This is a genomic window from Methylobacterium sp. 13MFTsu3.1M2, assembly GCF_900112625.1.
GTDB lineage: Bacteria > Pseudomonadota > Alphaproteobacteria > Rhizobiales > Beijerinckiaceae > Methylobacterium.
Genome location: NZ_FOMM01000004.1, coordinates 53,240 through 69,637 on the forward strand (window position 1 = coordinate 53,240; position 16,398 = coordinate 69,637).

Annotated in this window: 11 protein-coding genes; 2 read left to right on the forward strand and 9 right to left on the reverse strand. The window is 70.5% G+C overall.

Annotated elements, in window-relative coordinates:
- Positions 1-61: 61 nt before the first annotated feature.
- Positions 62-1,399: a Tol-Pal system beta propeller repeat protein TolB gene (gene tolB, locus BM314_RS03630; RefSeq protein ID WP_091976958.1), complete on the forward strand. Its 1,338-nt coding sequence runs from the start codon at positions 62-64 to the stop codon at positions 1,397-1,399.
- A gap of 219 nt (positions 1,400-1,618) precedes the next feature.
- Here tolB and BM314_RS03635 read toward each other — a convergent pair whose 3' ends face one another.
- The 7 genes from BM314_RS03635 to secA all read right to left on the reverse strand — a co-directional run bounded on the left by BM314_RS03635 (position 1,619) and on the right by secA (position 13,769).
- Positions 1,619-2,851 (reverse strand): MFS transporter, encoded by a 1,233-nt coding sequence (locus BM314_RS03635; protein WP_091976959.1) that lies wholly within the window; start codon positions 2,849-2,851, stop codon positions 1,619-1,621.
- 37 nt (positions 2,852-2,888) lie between these two features.
- Positions 2,889-5,498, reverse strand: coding sequence for a sensor histidine kinase (locus BM314_RS03640; RefSeq protein ID WP_091976961.1), 2,610 nt, complete (start codon positions 5,496-5,498; stop codon positions 2,889-2,891).
- Positions 5,499-5,869: 371 nt separating this feature from the next.
- A complete protein-coding gene (gene ahcY, locus BM314_RS03645; RefSeq protein WP_012317745.1) occupies positions 5,870-7,270 on the reverse strand; it encodes an adenosylhomocysteinase in 1,401 nt (466 codons plus the stop codon).
- Positions 7,271-7,428: 158 nt separating this feature from the next.
- On the reverse strand, positions 7,429-7,833 hold the full coding sequence (locus tag BM314_RS03650; RefSeq protein WP_056525297.1) for a hypothetical protein: 405 nt from the start codon (positions 7,831-7,833) through the stop codon (positions 7,429-7,431).
- Positions 7,834-8,140: 307 nt separating this feature from the next.
- Entirely contained in the window at positions 8,141-10,084 is a 1,944-nt protein-coding gene (locus BM314_RS03655) for a potassium transporter Kup (protein ID WP_091976962.1), read from the reverse strand.
- Positions 10,085-10,198: 114 nt separating this feature from the next.
- On the reverse strand, positions 10,199-10,870 hold the full coding sequence (gene bioD, locus BM314_RS03660) for a dethiobiotin synthase (protein ID WP_091976964.1): 672 nt from the start codon (positions 10,868-10,870) through the stop codon (positions 10,199-10,201).
- 7 nt (positions 10,871-10,877) lie between these two features.
- A complete protein-coding gene (secA, locus tag BM314_RS03665; protein ID WP_091977136.1) occupies positions 10,878-13,769 on the reverse strand; it encodes a preprotein translocase subunit SecA in 2,892 nt (963 codons plus the stop codon).
- 261 nt (positions 13,770-14,030) lie between these two features.
- On the opposite strand from secA, the gene BM314_RS03670 reads away from it, so the two are divergent.
- Complete coding sequence (locus tag BM314_RS03670) at positions 14,031-14,954, forward strand: peptidylprolyl isomerase (RefSeq protein ID WP_091976966.1); 924 nt, start codon at positions 14,031-14,033, stop codon at positions 14,952-14,954.
- 46 nt (positions 14,955-15,000) lie between these two features.
- On the opposite strand, the gene BM314_RS30465 is transcribed toward BM314_RS03670, so the two are convergent.
- Both BM314_RS30465 and hemH read right to left on the reverse strand, forming a co-directional pair.
- Positions 15,001-15,159 (reverse strand): hypothetical protein, encoded by a 159-nt coding sequence (locus tag BM314_RS30465; protein WP_020093373.1) that lies wholly within the window; start codon positions 15,157-15,159, stop codon positions 15,001-15,003.
- 93 nt (positions 15,160-15,252) lie between these two features.
- Positions 15,253-16,335, reverse strand: coding sequence for a ferrochelatase (gene hemH, locus BM314_RS03675; RefSeq protein ID WP_020093374.1), 1,083 nt, complete (start codon positions 16,333-16,335; stop codon positions 15,253-15,255).
- Positions 16,336-16,398: the final 63 nt, after the last annotated feature.

Consider the following 16,398-nt stretch of genomic DNA (forward strand, 5'->3'; position numbering starts at 1 on the left):
TCCAGCCAGTGTCCCGCCGTCCCCGCGTTCCCGTCTGATCGTCACTCGGATCCGACCCACCATGCTGCACCTCCCCTCCGTCGGGCGCCTCCCGACGTCCTATGCCGCGCGCCTGCTCGCGCTCCTCGTGATGCTGACGGGCCTCCTGGCGGGGCCGGCCCAGGCGCAGCTGCAGCTGCGCATCGGCGGCGGCAACTTCCAGCCGATGCCCATCGCCATCGCGGATTTCGGCGGCGACCCGAGCCTCGCGGGCCTCGTCTCCGGCGTGGTCACCAACGACCTGCGCCGCTCCGGCTACTTCACGCCGCTCGACCACGCCCGCTTCCCCGAGCAGCCGAACTTCGACGCCGCGCCGAACTTCGAGAAGTGGCGCGCCACCGGCGTGCAGGGCCTCGTCACCGGCCGGGTCGTCCGCGAGGGCGGCCGGGTCAAGGTCGAGTTCCGGCTCTGGGACGTGACCAACGGCCAGCAGATGACCGGCCAGCAATACGGCACCGACGCCGCCAACGTCCGGCGCACCGGTCACCTGATCGCCGACGGGGTCTACACCAAGATCACCGGCCTCGGGCCCTGGTTCGACAGCCGCATCGCCTTCGTGGACGAGACCGGCCCCAAGGAGAACCGCCGCAAGCGCCTGATGGTCATGGACCAGGACGGCGCCAATGTCCGGGCGATCACCACCGGCGAGATGTCGATCGTGGCCCCGCGCTACTCGCCGGCCACGCAGGACATCGCCTTCATGGCCCAGGCCACCGGCCACCAGCCGCGGGTGCAGATGATCAACTTGGAGACCGGCTCCCGCCAGGCGCTCGGCAACGTCGATTCGATGAGCGCGAGCCCGCGCTTCTCCCCGGACGGCCGCAAGATCGTGATGAGCGTCCAGCAGGGCGGCAACGCCGACATCGTCACGATGGACCTCGCCTCGAAGGCACAGCGCTCGATCACCAACGGCATGGCGATCGACACCTCGCCGACCTACTCGCCGGACGGGTCGCAGATCGCCTTCGAGTCCGACCGCGGCGGCTCCCAGCAGGTCTACGTGATGGGGGCGGACGGCTCGAACCCGCACCGGATCACCTTCGGCCCCGGCTCGGCCTCGCAGCCGGCCTTCTCGCCCCGGGGCGACCTGATCGCCTACACCCGCCAGCGCAACGGCGGCTTCGCCATCTGCGTCTCGAAGCCCGACGGCTCCGGCGAGCGCGTGCTCACCGAGGGCTTCCACAACGAGGGCCCGACCTTCGCGCCGAACGGCCAGTACGTGCTGTTCTTCCGCGATCCGGGCGGCCAGGGCGGTGGCAAGCTGTTCATGGTCGACATCACCGGCAAGGTGGAGCAGCCGGTCCCGACGCCCGCCTACGCGTCCGACCCGACCTGGTCGCCGCTGCTGTCGGGCCGCTGAGCGCGTCGCGGAGCCCGGCTCACGGGGCGGGCTCCGGGGCCGTTCCCGATTCTGGTGCAACGGTTCGGCAGGACGGCAGCTCCGGTCGAGAGAGCTGCGCCTTACCCCTCCCCCATACGGGAGAGGGGACCCGCGTTTCGTGCGGCGCCGGCTCGCGGCGCCACGATCGCCACGGCCGTCATCCGGGACGCGTCGCGTCCCGAGCCGCGCGAAGGCGCGCTATCCCTGCACCATCAGCCGGTCGCGCGCCTTCAACGCCGGGAAGAGCCTGCCCCAGAGCAGCGCGACCCCGACCGTCGCGGCCCCGCCGACCACCACCGCCGGGACCGCGCCGATCGCGGCGGCGAGCAGCCCCGATTCGAACTCGCCGAGCTCGTTCGAGGCGCCGATGAACACCGTGTTCACCGCCGAGACGCGGCCGCGCATCGCGTCCGGCGTCTCGCCCTGCACAAAGGTCTGGCGCACGTAGACCGAGATCATGTCGGCGGCGCCCGTGACGAACAGGCAGACCATCGACAGCGGCAGCGACGTCGACAGCCCGAACGCGACCGTGGCGGCCCCGAACACCGCGGCGGCGCGGAGCATGCGCACGCCCGCGTGGCGCCGCAGGGGGTAGTTCGCCAGCAGCACCGCCATGGCGACAGCCCCGAAGGCCGGCATGCTCCGGAGCGCGCCGAGGCCGAGCGGGCCGACGTGCAAGACCTCCGCGGCGTAGATCGGCAGCAGCGCCGTGGCGCCGCCGAGCAGCACCGTGAACAGGTCGAGGCTGATCGCCCCGAGCACCACCGGCTGGGAGCGGATGTAGTCGATCCCGGCCGAGAGCGCCGCCCAGGTGATCGGCGGCCGCTCGCTCACCGCTGCCGGCCGGTAGCGGATGAGCAGGGTCAGGGCGCTGGCCAGGGCGAAGCTGCCCCCTGCCCCACCGAACACGACGGCGGGTCCGAGGGCGTAGAGGAAGCCGCCGAGCGCCGGCCCCATCACCGACGCGCTCTGCCAGAGGGACGCGTTCCACGCGATCGCCGAGCCGAAAAGCGGCCCGGGCACCAGGGTCGGGAGCAGCGCCTGCAGGGCCGGGTTGGCGAAGGCCCGGGCCGTGCCGACGACGATGACCAGGGCGTAGATCGGCCAGACGGAGTGCACGCCCGCGAGGGCGCAGGCGAGCAGGCCGAGGCTCGCCGCGCTCTGGAGCGCGAAGGCGGCGGCGCCGACGAGGCGCCGGTCGTAGGCGTCGGCGACGTGGCCGGTGATCAGCGCGCACAGCACCGCCGGCAGGAAGCCCGCGAGGCCCACGAGGCCCAGCGCCAGGGCGGAATGGGTCAGGTCGTAGACGTACCAGCCGATCGCCACCGCCTGCATCTGGTAGGCGAGGCCCGTGAGGAACCGGGCCGAGCCGAACAGGCGGAAGTCGCCGATGCCGAAGACGGCCCAGCCGGAACGATCATGCGCGGACATGCCTCCTGCTGCGCGGGACCGGCCGCGGAATCAAGCGCTACGGTGACGTTCGCCGGTCGGATGTCGGCGGCTCCGGCCTGCTCGACTGCAGTGTCAGGGTCGGCTTGCGCGGCGGCGGCGGGGGCGGAGGAGGCGGCGACAGGACGGGCGGCTCGGGTTCGAGCGGCGGCGCGCGCCGGCCCTCGCCCGCGAGGTCGGTGGGGAACGTGCAGGTGACGCGGGTGCCGCTGCCCGGCGCGGTCTCCAGCTGCACCCGTCCCCCGTGCAGCTCGACGAAGGAGCGCACGATCGACAGGCCGAGGCCGACGCCCCGGTGGCGGGTTCCGAGGGTGTGGCTCTCGAAGCGGTTGAACACCGAATCGGCGATCTCGGGCGGCATGCCCCGGCCGTGGTCGCGCACGCTGAGGAGAAGCTCCTGCGCGGTCCGGCGGGCATGGACCTCCACGCGCTGGCCGGCATCCGAGAAGCCGACGGCGTTCGAGAGCAGGTTGAACAAGATCTGGCGCACCCGCTTCCCGTCGGCGTGGACGCTGCCGATATCCTCCGGCACGTCGAGGGCGAGGGTGATGTGCGATTCGGCGAGCCGGTCCTCGATGCCGCGGACGGCGGCCTCGACGGTGGCCTGGACGTCGACCTCCTCCCGCTGCAGCTCCAGCGAGCCGGCGTCGATCGAGGCGAGGTCGAGGATGTCGTTGATGATGACGAGCAGCGCCGCCGAGGAGCGCATGATGTGGTCGGAATACTCGCGCTGGCGCTCGTTGAGCGCGCCAACGGTCTCGTCGCCGAGAAGCTGGGTGAAGCCGATGATGTTGGTGAGCGGGGAGCGCAGCTCGTAGGAGACGTGGTGCACGAAGGTGTCGCGCAGCTGCGCGGCCTTCTCCAGGGCATCGTTCTTCTCGGTGAGCGCCCGCTCGACGTTCACACTCGCCGTGACGTCGATCAGGGTCAGGAGCGTCGCGCCCTCCGGGAGCGGCTGCGCGGCGCAGTCGAGCACGGTGCCGTCGACCACCTCGAGGCGGCACGTCCGGGCCGTGCGCGATTCGAGGCCGACCACCGCGTCGCGGATGTCGAGCCACGGCTCCTCGACGGGGGCGAGCGCCCGGCAGGCAGCGATCACCGCGTCCACGTGCGGGCGCTCCTCGATCATCTCCGGGTCGAGCCGCCACACGGTGAAGAAGGCGCGGTTGGCGAGGGACAGGCGCCCGTCCGCGCCGAACACGGCCACCGGCTCGGCCAGCGTGTCCAGGGTCTCGGCCTGCAGGCGGCGCAGGGCGTTGTAGCGGGACTCGGCGTTCAGGCGGTCGGAGACGTCGTCGAACAGGTAGGTCAGGCCGCCCTGCGGGTTCGGGTCCGCGACCACGCGCAGGGTTCGGCCGTCGGGCAGGTACCACCAGGTCTGGTTCGCCTCCGCGGCCCGGTAGGCGGACAGCACGCCCTGCTTCCAGCCGCGGAAATCCGCGTGCTCCTCGAGCTTCCGCTCCGCCCGCAGGTGGTCGAGGATCTCGCCGTCGGAGGGACGCCCGTCGAGGAAGGCCTGATCGAGATCCCAGAGCTGCCGGTAGGCGGCGTTGTGGAAGATCAGCCGCTGCGAGACGTCGAACATCGCGACCGCGGTCGGCAGCTGGTCCAGGGTCCGCACGTTGGCGTTCATCTGCCGCTGCAGGTCGGCCCGGACGCTCTCGAGTTCCGACACGTCGATGGCGATGCCGACGCGGCCGGTCTCCAGCCCGGTCTCGAATACGTCGAGCATCCGCCGGTTCCCGGCCACGATGGCCGAGAGGCGCGGGACGCTCCGGGTCAGGCCGGCGAACCGGGCCGCCTCCTCGCGGGCGATTGTCTCGCGGGCCGGCCGGTCGAACAGCTCCAGGCCGGCATCGAGGGCGGCCTCGCGGCTCTCCGCCTCGACCGCCGCCACGTAGGCGGCGTTGATCCAGCTCAGACCACCGTCGCGGTTGCGCCGCCAGACCGGCTGGGGGATCGCGTCGAGGAGCCCCGACAGGGCCGAGAGTCCCCGGCGGGTCTCGTCCAGGGTCGCGCGCAGGTCGGCGATCTCGCAGCGCTCCTGGCTGGTCTCGCGCAGGCGCAGGAGCGCCCGCCCCGCCACGGCCTGCCCGTGGGCCTCGATGTTGCGGCCGGTCTGGGTCCGCAGGCTCAGCGCGAAGCTGGTGCCGCGCGCCCGCAGGGTCTCGACGGCGGTCTCGACGGCGGCCGCGTCCGCGGCGACGAGCCACGTGCCGAAGGCCAGGACGCGGCGGGCGTAGCCGGAGGTCGGCCGCTCGCCGTGGATCGCGAGGCTGATGTCGCCCTCGACCACCGGCTCGCTGCGATGATCCCAGGTGACGATGATCTGCCGCTCGGCGTTGAGGAGCATCTCGGCCCGGTCATGGGCGCCGCGCAGGACGTCGAGGGTCGCGGCGAGCTCGCGCTCGCGGCGGGTCCACCGGCCGCGCTCGTAGAGGTGGAGGAGCGACAGGATCACCGCGAAGGCGACGAGGCCGCCGAAGATCGCCAGGGCGGCCACGCTGTGGATCTCCCGCGCGGGATGCGCGGCGGCGGCCTCCGGCAGCTCGGCGAAGGCCGCGCTCGCCGTCGTCAGCGCGAGCGCGCCCACGCCGATCCGAACGTGTGTCGCACGACCGACACCCATGGTTTGCCCCGCCCCCGTACCCGATGGCTGTCCGACCGGCGCGCGTCGCCGCGCGGCGCAGAAGGCACCGTTCCCGCGGCGATTCTCCCGAACCGCCGCAGCCCCATCGATCTAAGATTCGCCCGCACTCTAGGTGCGGCGGAATCGCCCCGGAAGGGGAACGAAGCGTGGCTTTGGGCAAAGTCGGCATAATCAGCCGTTAACGACACACAGAAGACACAGTTCGATTCGGCCGTCTGCGCTTGACAAACGAGAAGGCCCGGCGCAGCGCGCCGGGCCTCCAAATCTGTCCACCGGGCCGCGCCGCCGGATCGCGGCCGCACGGTGCCGGCCCCGGAAACGAGGCCGTCCGCGCCACCGGCGATGCGGGCTCAGTAGCGGTAGTGCTCGGGCTTGAACGGGCCGCTCTCGGAGACGCCGATATAGGCGGCCTGATCGGGGCGGAGCTTCGAGAGCTTCACGCCGATCTTCTCCAGATGCAGGGCGGCGACCTTCTCGTCGAGGGTCTTCGGCAGGGTGTAGACCTGCTTCTGGTACTTGCCCGGGTTGGACCAGAGCTCGATCTGGGCCAGCGTCTGGTTGGTGAACGAGGCCGACATCACGAAGGACGGGTGACCGGTGGCGTTGCCGAGGTTCACCAAGCGACCCTCCGACAGGAGGATGATGCGGTGGCCGTCCGCGAAGGTGATCTCGTCCACCTGCGGCTTGATGTTCGACCACTTGAGGTTCTTCAGGCCGGCGACCTGAATCTCGTTGTCGAAGTGGCCGATGTTGCAGACGATCGCCCGGTCCTTCATCGCCCGCATGTGGTCGATGGTGATGATGTCCTTGTTGCCCGTGGCGGTGACGAAGATGTCGGCGCGCGGGGCCGCATCCTCCATGGTCACGACCTCGTAGCCCTCCATGGCGGCCTGGAGCGCGCAGATCGGGTCGATCTCCGACACGAGCACGCGGCAGCCGGCGTTGCGCAGGGACGCGGCCGAACCCTTGCCCACGTCGCCGAAGCCCGCGACCATCGCGACCTTGCCGGCCATCATCACGTCGGTGCCGCGGCGGATGCCGTCGACCAGCGACTCCTTGCAGCCGTACAGGTTGTCGAACTTCGACTTGGTGACCGAGTCGTTCACGTTGATCGCCGGGAAGAGCAGCTTGCCCTCCTTGGCCAGCACGTAGAGGCGATGGACGCCCGTGGTGGTCTCCTCGGAGACGCCCTTGATGCTGTCGGCGAGACCGGCGAACCAGCCCTTCGGCTTCTCGGCGAGCTTGCGCTTGAGGAGCGCGAAGAAGACCTCCTCCTCCTCGCTGGCCGGCTTGTCGAGGAACGCGGTGTCGCCGTTCTCGGCGCGCAGGCCGAGATGGACGAACATGGTCGCGTCGCCGCCGTCGTCGAGGATCATGTTCGGCATGCCGCCGTCGTGCCAGTCGAACAGGCGCGAGGTGTAGTCCCAGTACTCCTCCAGGGTCTCGCCCTTCACGGCGAAGACCGGGATGCCGGCGGCCGCGATGGCGGCGGCGGCGTGGTCCTGGGTCGAGTAGATGTTGCACGAGACCCAGCGGATGTCGGCGCCGAGCGCCTTCAGGGTCTCGATCAGCACGGCGGTCTGGATCGTCATGTGGAGCGAGCCGGCGATCTTGGCGCCCTTCAGGGGCTGCGCAGCGCCGTACTCCTCGCGGACCGCCATCAGGCCCGGCATCTCCGTCTCGGCGATCGAGATCTCCTTCCGGCCGTAATCGGCCAGCCCGATATCCTTGACGATGTAATCCTTGGCCATGAGTCGATGGCTCCGTGTTCGCGTTGCGGGTCGGGGCAACCCCCTACCACCGCGCGGTCTACGAAGCAATCAAGACATAAAGATGTCTTTATGCGTTCTGATCGGCGGGGCGGCCGCGCGAACGCCCGCCCCGCTCCGGATCAGGTCCCGTCCGCCGCTCAGCGGGTCGGCCGCGCCAGCCACCCGAGGCCGAACGCGACGGCGGCCACCAGGGCGAGGGTCGTGCCGCGGTTCTCGTCCGCGCGCGCCGCGAGGGTGCGCCCGTGGCGCACGGCGCGGTCGCGGTAGTGCTGGCCGCGCTCGAGCGCCTCGTCTGCCAGGGCGTGCCCGCGCTCGCTGGCGTCGCGGAACCGGGCGCGCCCCTCCTCGACGAGGTGCTCGCCGCCGTCGCGCAGGTCGCGGACCGTATCCCGGGCCTCGCCGTAGGCGTACTGGGCAGCGCCGGCGGCCTGATCGTAGGCGCCGTCGAGCTGGTCGACGGCCCGGCCGCGCACCGCGCCCGCCGCCGTCTTGATCCGGCCGCGCAGATGGCGAACGCCGCCCTCGAGATGATCCCTGTTCATGCTGTCTCTCCATTCCGGCGCGCGCCCCGGGGGCGCGACGCCTGCGTCGGGGCGGAACGACGGCGGAAGGCTACGGTTCCCTGAGGAGCGGCGGAACGGCCTCAAGTTTCCGTGCATCGGTGAGCCGGCGCTGGAAACAGGTCCGGACCGGCGCAGCGTCCAGGAGGGGCGCGGCGTCAATTGCCGGGATCAGATCGAGGCACATCGCGGCCGGGCGGGTGCTCCGATCTCTGCGCACGACTCCGCCTGTTCTGGACCGCGCCGCCGCGGTGACTTGCCGAGCTGCGGGAATGTCTCGGGCCGGGGCCTAGATCTCAATCTCGGTGCCGACCTCGACGACCTGCCGGGTCGGCACGCCGAAGAAGGCGCCGGTGCGCTCGGCGTTGCGCTGCATGAAGGCGAACAGGTTCTCCCGCCAGGGCGCCATGCCCCGCTTGTCCCGTCGCGGGATGATCGTCTCGTGCCCGACGAAGACGGTCATGTCGTCGAGGACGTGTGGCGGCAGGTGGCGCGATTCCACCGCGCAGGCCAGCCCCTCGGGGATCGAGGCCTCCTCCATGAAGCCGTAGCGGAGGATCACCCGGTAGAAATCCGGCGCCAGGATCGTCACGTGGGCGCGCCGGTCCCGCGGGACGGTGGGCGTCTCCTCGTAGAGCGCCGTGATGATCAGGATGCGCTCCATCAGGGCGTGGTTGCGCTCGACGAAGCGCGAGAGATGCAGCGGGATGCCGTGCTCGGCCGCCGAGAGGAACGCGGCCGTGCCCGGCAGCCGCAGCAGGTCACGGTGCTGGAGACCGCCGAGGAAGACGTCCTCCGGCAGGCGCAGGGCGGCCCTCGCCTCCTCGACCAGCTCGTTTCCCTTCTTCCAGGTCAGCATCATCGCGGCGACGAGCCCGGCGAGCACCAGGGGAAACCAGCCGCCCTCGAGGATCTTCACGCTGTTGGCGGCGAAGAACACGAGGTCGATGGCGAGGAAGAAGCCGTTGACCGCGAAGACCAGGATCGGGTTGTAGCCCCAGCGGAGCGCGATCAGCGCGGCGAGCAGCGTGGTGATGCCCATCAGCATCGAGACCGCGATGCCGTAGGCGCCGGCCAGGGCGTCGGAGGAGCCGAAGACCACCACGGCCGTCAGGGTCGCCACGGCGAGCAGCCAGTTCACCGCCGGCACGTAGATCTGGCCGCGCTCCTCGTGCGCCGTCTGGACGATGCGCATGGCCGGCAGGAAGCCGAGCTGGACCGATTGCTGGGTCAGGGAGAACACGCCCGAGATGATCGCCTGCGAGGCGATGATGGTCGCCATCGTGGCGAGCGCCACCAGGGGCAGATGGCCCCAGTCGGGGCTGAGGCGGAAGAACGGGTTCTCCAGGGCGTCGGGCGCGGCGATCAGCAGGGCGCCCTGGCCGAAATAGTTGAGCACCAGCGCCGGCAGGACCAGCGCGAACCACGCGATGCGGATCGGCAGGGCGCCGAAATGGCCGAGATCGGCGTACATCGCCTCGCCGCCGGTCACCGCCAGGAAGGCCGCGCCGAGCATCGCGAAGCTGACGTGCCAGCCGGCATGGAGCATGAAATCGACGGCCCGGAACGGGTTGGCCGCCGCCAGAATCTCGGGCTTGGCGACGATCCCGGCGATCCCGAGGAGCCCGAGGACAACGAACCAGACGAGCATGACCGGTCCGAACACCCGGCCGATGGCGGCGACGCCCTTGTGCTGGACCAGGAACAGACCGACCAGGATCACCAGCGTGATCGGCACGACGTACGGCCCGAGTGACGGCGCGTCGACCTTCAGGCCCTCGATCGCCGAGAGCACCGAGATCGCCGGCGTGATCGCGCCGTCACCGTAGAGCAGCGCCGCGCCCACCAGCCCGACCACCAGGAGCAGCGCCTTCCACGTGCCAGGCCGGGCCTGACGGGCGCCGAGCAGCGCCAGCATGGCGACGATGCCGCCCTCACCCCGGTTGTCGGCGCGCAGGATCAGCACCGCGTATTTCAGCGACACGATCAGGATCAGCGACCACAGGATCAGCGACACCGCGCCGGTGGCCGCCGCAGCAACCGAGGCGCCGCCGGCGGTCGCGGCCTTCACGGCCTCCTTGAACGCGTAGAGCGGGCTCGTGCCGATATCGCCGTACACGACACCCAGCGCGCCGAAGACGAGGGCCGGCCGGAGCCTGTCACGCGCCGCTTCCGCGTCGACCGCGCCGGTCTCGGATCTGGGACTCGCCGCCGGGGCAAGGGTCTGGCTCACCGCAGGATTCCCCCACGGCGCCACCCGGCCTCGACCATCCGGGCGCCGGGCGCGACGCCGTGGCGGTAAAGCTAGGGGCCACGGCCGCGCCGTCCAGCGACGCTGTCGCGGCGCTCAGATCGAGCCGGTCAGCTCCTCCGGGCAGGCGTCGCCACGGCGCAGACAGAATACGGGCGCGCCGGCATGACGGGCGATGGCCGCGGCCACGGTCGCGGCGGGCGCCGGCGCGCCCAGGCTCTCGCTGACCACCACCGCGCGCAGCGACACATCGTGGAGCCGCAGGGTCTCGCAGGCCGTGAGCGCGTGGCTGATCGCCCCGAGATAGCTCCCCGAGACGAGGAGCGCCGGGACGCCAAGCGCGCGGAGCCAGTCCAGGCCAGTGGCGGCCTCCGTGACCGGGCTCATGAGCCCGCCGACACCCTCGATCAGCAGCATGTCCTGGGTGCAGGCGATCTCAGCCCGGCACCAGCCGACAAGGTCGGCGAGGTCCAGGGAGCGCCCCTCCAGCACGGCGGCCTGATCCGGCGAGAGCGGTGCCGCGAATCGCCAGGGCGAGCAGGCCTCCACGGCCTCCTCGTCCAGGGCGAGCCCCTGCGCGTCCAGCAGCCGGGCGGTGTCGCTCTCGACGAAGCCGGGATCGCTCAGCGGCGGGACACCGCTCGCGAGCGGTTTCACCGTCCGCACCGTCCGGCCCTGAGCCCGCAGGCGGCGCGTCAGGGCGGCGGTGACGTAGGTCTTGCCGATCTCGGTCCCGGCCCCGGCGATGAACAGCGCCCGCGCGGGCATCCCCGCCTCAGGCCTGGAGGCTGCCGTGGCAGTGCTTGTACTTCTTGCCCGAGCCGCACGGGCACGGCTCGTTGCGGCCGACGCGGCCCCAGGTGGCGGCGTCGGTCGGGTCGCGCTCCAGCACGGCGCCGTCCGCCGCGAGGCCCTGCGCCGCGAAGCCGTAGGCCGGTCCCCCGCCGCCGTCGCTGCCCGAGCCGAGACCGGCGTAGTCCATCTCGTTCTCGCCGGTGACCGGGTCGAGATGCTGGGCGAACATCGGCGGCAGCGCCGGACTGCCGGGCGGGTACTCCTCCTGCGGCTCCTGCATCATGATCTCGACCCGCGAGAGCTGCGCGGTCACCTGCTCGCGCAGGGCGGTCACGAGACCGTTGAACAGGTCGAAGGCCTCGGACTTGTACTCGTTCAGCGGGTCCCGCTGGGCGAAGCCGCGCCAGCCGATCACCTGCCGGAGGTGGTCCAGCGTCACGAGGTGCTCGCGCCAGAGATGGTCGAGCGTCTGCAGGAGGACCTGCTTCTCGATATAGGCCGTGACCTCGGCGCCGTTCTTCTCGGTCCGCTCGGCGTAGGCGGTCTCGGCCGCCTTGAGCAGGCGCTCGCGCATCTCCTCGTCGGCGATGCCCTCCTCCTTGGCCCAGTCCTCGACCGGCACGTCGAGGTTGAGGATCTCCTTCACCTGCTCGCGCAGGCCGGCGACGTCCCACTGCTCGGCGTAGGCGTTTTCCGGGATGTGGCGGGCGACGAGGTCGTCGATCACGCCCTCGCGCATCTCGTCCACGGTCTCGCGGACGCTGTCCTGGCCCATGAAGTCGCGGCGCTGCTCGAACACGACCTTGCGCTGGTCGTTCATGACGTTGTCGTACTTGAGCACGTTCTTGCGCATGTCGAAGTTGCGCGCCTCGACCTTCTGCTGCGCCTTCTCGATGGCTTTGTTGATCCAGGGGTGGATGATCGCCTCGCCCTGCTCCAGGCCGAGCTTCTGCAGCATCCCGTCCATGCGGTCGGAGCCGAAGATGCGCATCAAGTCGTCCTGAAGCGACAGGTAGAACTTCGAGCGGCCGGGATCGCCCTGGCGCCCGGAGCGGCCGCGGAGCTGGTTGTCGATGCGCCGCGATTCGTGACGCTCGGTGCCGATGATGTAGAGGCCGCCGGGCAGCGCCTTCTTGCGGCCCGCCTCCGGATCGGCCGGCTCGCCCGAGGCCAGCACCTTGGTGCGGTTCTCGGCGATCTCCGCCTTGATCGCCGCGATGGCGGCGTCGCGCTCCGGACCGTCGGCGAGGTGGCCCAGCTCCTTCTCGATCCGCATCTCGAGGTTGCCGCCGAGTTTGATGTCGGTGCCGCGGCCGGCCATGTTGGTGGCGATGGTGATCGCGCCCGGCACGCCGGCCTCGGCCACGATGTAGGCCTCCTGCTCGTGGAAGCGGGCGTTGAGCACGGCGAAGCGCTTGGTCACCCGGCCCTCGCGGGCGGCGGCGTAGACGTCGGTCAGCGCGTTCGGGTCGGAGTAGTCGAGCAGGCTGTAGCCGGCCTTCTTGAGCATCTCGGCGAGGTGCTCCGACTTCTCGATCGAGCCGGTGCCGACCAGGATCGGCTGGTGGCGCGCATGCGCCTTGTCGATCTCGGCGATGATGCCCTCGTACTTCTCGCCGACGGTCCGGTAGACCTCGTCGTCCTCGTCGACGCGCTCGACCTCCTTGTTGGTCGGGATGTCGACCACGTCGAGCTTGTAGATCTCGGCGAACTCGTCGGCCTCGGTCGAGGCCGTGCCGGTCATGCCGGCGAGCTTCTTGTAGAGGCGGAAGTAGTTCTGGAAGGTGATCGAGGCGAGCGTCTGGTTCTCGGGCTGGATCGTGACCCGCTCCTTGGCCTCCAGCGCCTGGTGCAGGCCTTCCGAGTAGCGCCGGCCCTGCATCATGCGGCCGGTGAACTCGTCGATGATCACCACTTCGTCGTTCTTGACGATGTAGTCCTTGTCGCGGGTGAACAGCGTGTGGGCGCGCAGGGCCTGGTTCACGTGGTGGACCAGCGTGACGTTGTGGGCGTCGTAGAGGTCGCCCTCCTTCAGGAGGCCCGCCTCGCGCATCGCCTCCTCGATGAACTCGTTGCCCTCCTCGGTCAGCGAGACCGTGCGCTGCTTCTCGTCGAGGTCGTAGAACTCCTTGCGCAGGCGCGGCATCAGCGCGTCGACCGACACGTAGAGTTCCGACCGGTCATCCACCGGGCCGGAAATGATCAGCGGCGTGCGCGCCTCGTCGATCAGGATAGAATCGACCTCGTCGACGATCGCGAAGTTGTGCCCGCGCTGTGCCAGCTGGGACAGCTCGTACTTCATGTTGTCGCGCAGGTAGTCGAAGCCGTACTCGTTGTTGGTGCCGTAGGTGATGTCGCAGGCGTAGGCCTCCTTGCGCTGCGCATCGTCGAGCCCGTGCACGATCGTGCCGACGGAGAGGCCCAGGAACCGGTAGACCTGACCCATCCACTCGGCGTCGCGCGAGGCGAGGTAGTCGTTCACGGTGACGACGTGGACGCCCTTGCCCTCCAGGGCGTTGAGGTAGACCGGCAGCGTCGCCACCAGGGTCTTGCCCTCGCCGGTCTTCATCTCGGCGATGCCGCCCTCGTGGAGCACCATGCCGCCGATGAGCTGCACGTCGAAGTGGCGCTGGCCGAAGACGCGCTTGGCCGCCTCGCGCACCGTGGCGAAGGCCGGCACGAGGATGTCGTCGAGACTCTTGCCGTTGGCGAGTTCGGCCTTCAGCATGTCGGTGCGGGCGCGCAGGGCCTCGTCCGAGAGGGCCTGGATCTCCGGTTCCAGCGCATTGATCTGCGCGACGCGCGGGCGGTAGCCCTTGACGCGGCGGTCGTTCGAGGAGCCGAAAATCTTCTTGGCGATGGAGCCGAGCATCATAGACCTGCGGACGCGCGAGCCCGCCCACGGGTAAGCGTGGCGGGCCGGCCTGGACGGAGTTGGCCGGGCTTATAGAGGTAAACATCGCCCGGCGCACCTGGAAGGGGCAGCCCTCAACGCATGCCGGTACGGTCACGGTTCCGGCACCGGTGAAATGGCCGCGCTTGCCTTCTCGCCCGACGCGGGCCACCTGTGCCGCGGCGCGACGCCCGGCCGATCCGGCGCGGCGCCGAGACGTGAGCCGAGGACTTCGCCCGTATGCCGAACACCGCCCTTCTCCGGCGCGTCAGCGCGCTCGCCGTCATGGTCGCGATGCCGGGACTGGCGCTGGCCCAGGCACCCCAGAAGGCCCCGACGCCGGCCGCCAATACGCCGGCCGCCGCCTCGCCCGCCGCGCCGGCCGCGGCGCCGAGCGCCGACGCGGTCGTGGCGAGCGTGAACGGCAAGCCGATCACGCAGGGCGACCTCGCCATCGCGGCCGATGACCCGGCCCTGTCGCTGCCCGGCGTCGACGAGGCCCAGAAGAAGAGCCTGCTCGTCGACTACATGGTCGACCTCCGCGTCGGCGCGCAGGCCGCCGAGGCCGCCAAGGTCGGCGACACGCCCGAGTTCAAGCGCAAGCTCGCCTACTTCCGCGACAAGCTCCTGCTCGACGACTACCTGGAGCAGGAGGCCAAGCGCGCGGTCACGCCCGAGGCGGAGCACGCGATCTACGATCAGACCGTCAAGCTGATGAAGCCCGAGGAGGAGGTGCACGCGCGCCACATCCTGGTCGACAACGAGGCCGAGGCGAAGAAGATCGCCGCGCGCATCAAGGGCGGCGAGGACTTCGCCAAGGTCGCCGCCGAGGCGTCCAAGGACCCGGGCTCGAAGGCCGAGGGCGGCGATCTCGGCTGGTTCACCAAGGAGCGGATGGTGCCCGACTTCGCCAACGCCGCCTTCGCGATGAAGCCCGGCCAGGTCTCCGACCCGATCAAGACCCAGTTCGGCTGGCACGTGATCAAGGTCGAGGAGAAGCGGACCAAGCCGCAGCCGACCTTCGACGAGCTCAAGGAGCAGATCGACCAGCACCTGATCCGCAAGGCGCAGCAGGACATGATCCTGAAGCTCCGCTCGGAGGCCAAGATCGACCGCGCCGACGCGCCGCCGGCGGCTCAGGCCGCGCCCGAGCCGAAGAAGTGACGGTCCGGGGCTGACCGGCGCGGCCCTGCGGGGCCGCGCCGTGTCGTCAGTACGGCCGATCCGGGACGAGGTAGCTGGATCGCGCCGGGGCCGGCTGGGGCGTGATGCCGAGGGCCGAGAGCTCGGCGCCGCGGCGCCCCTCGGCGATCCTGTCGAGCACCGCGATCAGCAGCCACGGACACGCGATGCCGATGAAGAACGCCATGTGATCCTCCCGCGCCGAACCGATGGGCCCGTTCGGCTTAGGAAAATAATAGGCGGGCCGGGCCGCGCCGCAAGCGGCATCCCGGCCGGGATCTCAGATCCAGCCCTGGAGCTCGCGGCGCACGACGTGCTCGATCACCCGCATGCCGAGGTCGCTGTCGTTCAGGCAGGGGATGTAGGCGAAGCGCTCGCCGCCGTTCTCCTCGAAATAGTGCCGGTTCTCGCCGTCGAGCTCCTCGAGGGTTTCCAGGCAGTCCGCCGTGAAGCCCGGGGCGACGATCGCCATCCGCTTCACGCCCGACTTCGCGAGTTCCATCACCGTCTCGTCGGTGTAGGGCTTCAGCCACTCCTCGTTGCCGAAGCGCGACTGGAAGGTGACCCGCATCTTCTCCGGAGACAGGCCGAGCGCCTCGCGGATCAGGCGCCCGGTCTTGTGGCACTGACAATGGTACGGGTCGCCCTTGAGCAGGTAGCTCCGCGGCACGCCGTGGAACGAGGTGAGGATCACCTCCGGCTCGAAGTCGAGCTTGGCCAGGCCCTCGCGGATCGAATCGGCCATGGCGGCGATGTAGACCGGGTCGTCGTGATAGGGCGGCGAGACCCGCACCGTGGGCTGCCAGCGCATGTCCATCAGCGCCCGGAAGGCCTGATCGCAGGCCGTGGCCGAGGTCGCGGCGGCGTATTGCGGGTAGAGCGGCACCAGCAGGATCCGGTCGCAGCCCTGGTCGAGCAGCGCCTGGATCCGGCCGGCGACCTCGGGCTTGCCGTAGCGCATCGCCCAGTCGACGACCACCGACTCGCCCATGGCCGCCTGGAGGCGCTCGCTCTGGCCGCGCGTGATCGTCTTCAGCGGCCCCTCGTTGAGCGCGTTGTTCCAGACGCTGGCGTAGTCGCGACCCTTCGGCCCGGGGCGCTTCGTCAGGATGATCAGGTTGAGGAGCGGCCACCAGATCAGCCGCGGCACCTCGATCACCCGGCGGTCCGATAGGAACTCCTTGAGATACCGGCGCATCGGCCAGTAGGACGTGCCCTCGGGCGTCCCGAGATTCATCAGGAGCACGCCGACGCGGCCCCAGGCCACTTTCGGGTGGTCGGCCGGAAGGGTGTTCGCCGCGGGCTGCAGCGGTGCGAGGGGCCGGCCATTCGCCAGCGCGGCGGGTTCGACGCGTTCGTTCATGGCAGCGTTCCGGCGCCGCGCGCCGAGATCCTTCCTCTGGCTTCCGATATCCGGCGGCCGGCG

Coding starts and splice junctions, on each gene's coding strand:
- tolB (WP_091976958.1), top strand. CDS start 62: ATGCTGCACCTCCCCTCCGTCGGGCGCCTCCCGACGTCCTATGCCGCG.
- BM314_RS03635 (WP_091976959.1), bottom strand. CDS start 2,851: ATGTCCGCGCATGATCGTTCCGGCTGGGCCGTCTTCGGCATCGGCGAC.
- BM314_RS03640 (WP_091976961.1), bottom strand. CDS start 5,498: ATGGGTGTCGGTCGTGCGACACACGTTCGGATCGGCGTGGGCGCGCTC.
- ahcY (WP_012317745.1), bottom strand. CDS start 7,270: ATGGCCAAGGATTACATCGTCAAGGATATCGGGCTGGCCGATTACGGC.
- BM314_RS03650 (WP_056525297.1), bottom strand. CDS start 7,833: ATGAACAGGGATCATCTCGAGGGCGGCGTTCGCCATCTGCGCGGCCGG.
- bioD (WP_091976964.1), bottom strand. CDS start 10,870: ATGCCCGCGCGGGCGCTGTTCATCGCCGGGGCCGGGACCGAGATCGGC.
- secA (WP_091977136.1), bottom strand. CDS start 13,769: ATGCTCGGCTCCATCGCCAAGAAGATTTTCGGCTCCTCGAACGACCGC.
- BM314_RS03670 (WP_091976966.1), top strand. CDS start 14,031: ATGCCGAACACCGCCCTTCTCCGGCGCGTCAGCGCGCTCGCCGTCATG.
- BM314_RS30465 (WP_020093373.1), bottom strand. CDS start 15,159: ATGGCGTTCTTCATCGGCATCGCGTGTCCGTGGCTGCTGATCGCGGTG.
- hemH (WP_020093374.1), bottom strand. CDS start 16,335: ATGAACGAACGCGTCGAACCCGCCGCGCTGGCGAATGGCCGGCCCCTC.